Origin of the sequence: Nostoc cf. edaphicum LEGE 07299, from assembly GCF_015207245.1 — a bacterium.
Lineage (GTDB): Bacteria > Cyanobacteriota > Cyanobacteriia > Cyanobacteriales > Nostocaceae > Nostoc > Nostoc edaphicum_B.
Window position 1 is genome coordinate 1 of sequence record NZ_JADEXF010000836.1, and the last position, 2,991, is coordinate 2,991.

Annotated in this window: 4 protein-coding genes and 1 pseudogene; 2 read left to right on the forward strand and 3 right to left on the reverse strand. The window is 42.5% G+C overall.

Annotation, left to right across the window (positions count from 1 at the left end; genetic code table 11):
• Positions 1 to 114 precede the first annotated feature (114 nt).
• Both IQ229_RS21410 and IQ229_RS21415 read right to left on the reverse strand, forming a co-directional pair.
• Complete coding sequence (locus IQ229_RS21410; protein WP_194047170.1) at positions 115 to 609, reverse strand: hypothetical protein; 495 nt, start codon at positions 607 to 609, stop codon at positions 115 to 117.
• Between the two features lie 356 nt (positions 610 to 965).
• Positions 966 to 2,066, reverse strand: a complete 1,101-nt coding sequence (locus tag IQ229_RS21415) for a D-alanine--D-alanine ligase family protein (protein ID WP_194047172.1) — start codon at positions 2,064 to 2,066, stop codon at positions 966 to 968.
• 171 nt (positions 2,067 to 2,237) lie between these two features.
• On the opposite strand from IQ229_RS21415, the gene IQ229_RS21420 reads away from it, so the two are divergent.
• Together IQ229_RS21420 and IQ229_RS21425 are read left to right on the forward strand one after the other, a co-directional pair.
• Positions 2,238 to 2,615 carry a helix-turn-helix domain-containing protein gene (locus tag IQ229_RS21420; RefSeq protein WP_194047174.1) on the forward strand — a complete coding sequence of 126 codons (378 nt, stop codon included), beginning with the start codon at positions 2,238 to 2,240 and terminating at the stop codon, positions 2,613 to 2,615.
• 5 nt (positions 2,616 to 2,620) lie between these two features.
• Complete coding sequence (locus tag IQ229_RS21425; protein ID WP_194047176.1) at positions 2,621 to 2,869, forward strand: transposase; 249 nt, start codon at positions 2,621 to 2,623, stop codon at positions 2,867 to 2,869.
• Here the strand turns inward: IQ229_RS21425 and IQ229_RS24305 are convergent.
• Positions 2,866 to 2,991: pseudogene (locus IQ229_RS24305) on the reverse strand (IS630 family transposase); the annotation flags it as partial. The gene IQ229_RS21425 and the pseudogene IQ229_RS24305 sit on opposite strands and share 4 nt — an antisense overlap.

Here is a 2,991-nt window from a genome sequence, read left to right on the forward strand (position 1 = left end):
AAATAAATTATTCGTATATAACAAGATTCCCGACTTCTTAAAAAAAGTCGGGAATCTAAGCCAAGCTAATTGGCAAAAAGTGTTAATTTAACGGGATTTTACTTTACCGTAGTATTAATACTGGCGTAAAATGGCAGACAATGAGCTATTTTTACGAAGATCCATCAAGTCTGCTAAAGGTTCTGTGCGCGTATCCAGGTGGTGCTTGTGTTCTGCTGGAAGAACAGTTACCAGATGCTTTGTTTTAGGTTGCATCTGCATCAGGGGCATTAGTTGTGGCTGTGGCACAAAAATTGGCTGACTCTTGGGAAGATTTGGTTCCAATTTTTGGTGATGCTTCTGTGTCAAGCGTACCTGATGGCGATTAACCTGTTTTTGAACTTTTTGCGGTTGCTTGGTGCGGTTAAGCATTCGGAAAATCAGCAAGGAACCACCACCACAGCTGAGAACGATCGCAGCAATCATCCATAAAGGTGTAGGATTGCTATTCTCAGAGGGCGGACTGATTGGTTCTTCAACTATAACTGGGATTTTTTCTGGTTCTTCTTGTGGCACGGGGCCAGCATTACCTAAGCTATATAAGGCAAAGGCACCACCTCCCAGAAACATGGCTAAACACCCGGTTAACAATAGCCAAGGATGATGTGCAACCAGATATATCAGAACATTCGAGCTGTTTCTGAGTCTCGATTTCCTGTTTGTCAGCTCTGGAGTAGCCCTTTTTAATTGGGTTCGCTCGCGCTGTACACTCTGACTTTTTTCCATGATTACTTTCAGATTTGTACCCCTCTAGTCAATAAATTGTACTGGAGGAGTCAAGCATTAGGTATCCGTAACAAAGTTCAGATTTTAGTAGCTTTTTTGTAAAACATAAGCTACAAAATCTGGCTAAATTTTGCCAAAGTTCTGTATTTATTGTGACTTTTTACCGTAATAATCGGAAATCAGTTTGCTTATTTATTCTGTCAGCTAGGAGAATGCCTTTCCAGAGCAAGTTGAATTAACCGATCGACTAATTCTGGAAAGGAGACTCCACTATGTGCCCAGAGTTGAGGATACATACTCGTCGCAGTAAAGCCTGGTAACGTATTGATTTCGTTAATAAATACTTCTTGTGTTGCTTCCACATAGAAAAAATCTACCCTTGCTAACCCAGCAGCGTCAACAGCGGCAAAAGCTTGCAAAGCCATGTCCTGAATTTGACGAGCGATCGCCTCTGGAAGTTGTGCGGGGATCAGTAAATATGCCCGACCCTCAGTATATTTAGTTTCGTAATCATAAAAATCGCTGTCATAAGTAATCTCTCCAATGACAGAGGCTTGGGGTTGATCGTTACCTAAAACGGCACACTCAACTTCTCTAGCGACGACACCAGCTTCTACAACTAGCCTTCGGTCGTAACTGGCAGCACTATCTAAAGCGGCTTCTAATTCTGGGCGCGATCGCACTTTCGCAATACCTACTGATGAACCCAAATTAGCTGGCTTGACAAAAGCAGGATATCCTAATGCTGCTTCAATTTCATCACACAGTTTCGGAAATACGCAAGGATTAGACCAAACCTGCGTTCTAGTTACCGCCTTATATTTTACCTGTGCTAGTCCTGCTTGCTCAAAGGCCATTTTCATGGCAATTTTATCCATCCCCATTGCCGAACCTAACACCCCAGAACCGACAAAGGGGACTTGCATTAAAGTTAGTAATCCTTGAATTGTTCCATCTTCACCGTTGGGGCCGTGGAGGATGGGAAACCAAACATCTACTTGGGAAACTTGAGAGGGAGATTGCCAATTGCTCAGGGTTTGGGCTTGAGGGTTGGATGTCAGATTTCCCTCAGAAGTTGATTCTGCCGATTCCAGTAGCGGACTGCCGGTTGCTAAAACCTTTTCGGGTGCTTCTCCTGCCAGCCAGCGGCCATCTTTTTGGATGTAAAAAGGCAATATTTCGTACTTACTAGCATTTTCCCCTGCACTCAAGGCATTAGCGATCGCCCGTGCTGATTTGATCGAAACTTCATGTTCTCCCGAACGACCGCCAAACAGTAACCCCACCCGCAGCTTAGTCATTTTCGGCTCCTCCACACTTCTCAAGCAGATAGCGTATCACAACCTACAAAAATTGCCATATTTTTATAAATTATTTTATTGCCTGCCCAAACTCTGGTTATATAGCGGTTCCTGCTTGAGTGCAATACAGTATGGGATGATGGAGTATATTAACGTCTAAGTACTTGTCGAATGAAACCTTACTCCTGTGATCTGCGCCAGAAAGTAATCAATGCACATAACAATCAAGAAGGCTCTCAACGACACCTGGCAAAAAGATTTAGCGTCAGCTTGAGTTTTGTTCAAAGTTTACTCAGACGATACCGTAACAGTGGAACAGTTGAGGCTTTGCCTCATGGTGGTGGTCAAAAACCGAAGCTCAATAATGAGCAATTGGCATTGGTAGAGTTATTAGTAGAGTCAGATAATGATGCTACTTTGGTGGAATTGTGCGAACAATTAGAATTGCAAACTCAGCTAAAAATAAGTCGCTCCACAATGGGCAGAATCACCCAAAAGCTAAATTTGACGCGTAAAAAAAAACATTGCACGCAAGCGAAAAATATATAGAACGAGTGCAAAAGCTCAGAGCAGAGTATTGGACAACTATTGGAGAAATAAATTTAGCAGACTTAATATTTATTGATGAAGCCGGAGTTAATATTGCCATGACTAGACGCTTCGCTCGTTCGCCCCAAGGTAGTCGCGCTTATGGTGATCGTCCTGACGGGCGGGGAAAAAATGTAACGATGATTGGGGCTATGTCCTTAGAAGGAATCATTGCTGCCATGACTTTTACCGGTGGTAAGCTGTTCCACGTTTAACTTGCAATAACAGTGTTACCCTTATTCTTGACCTTTCGCTGCCATTTAATAATTAATTCTTCTTGATTCAAGAGTTTTTCTAATAAATTTCTCAGTTCCTCTACCGATTTAAATAATCTGTG

Excerpts from the sequence above, each read along its gene's own strand:
- IQ229_RS21410 (WP_194047170.1), bottom strand. The coding sequence starts at position 609 with ATGTTTCTGGGAGGTGGTGCCTTTGCCTTATATAGCTTAGGTAATGCT.
- IQ229_RS21420 (WP_194047174.1), top strand. The coding sequence starts at position 2,238 with ATGAAACCTTACTCCTGTGATCTGCGCCAGAAAGTAATCAATGCACAT.
- IQ229_RS21415 (WP_194047172.1), bottom strand. The coding sequence starts at position 2,066 with ATGACTAAGCTGCGGGTGGGGTTACTGTTTGGCGGTCGTTCGGGAGAA.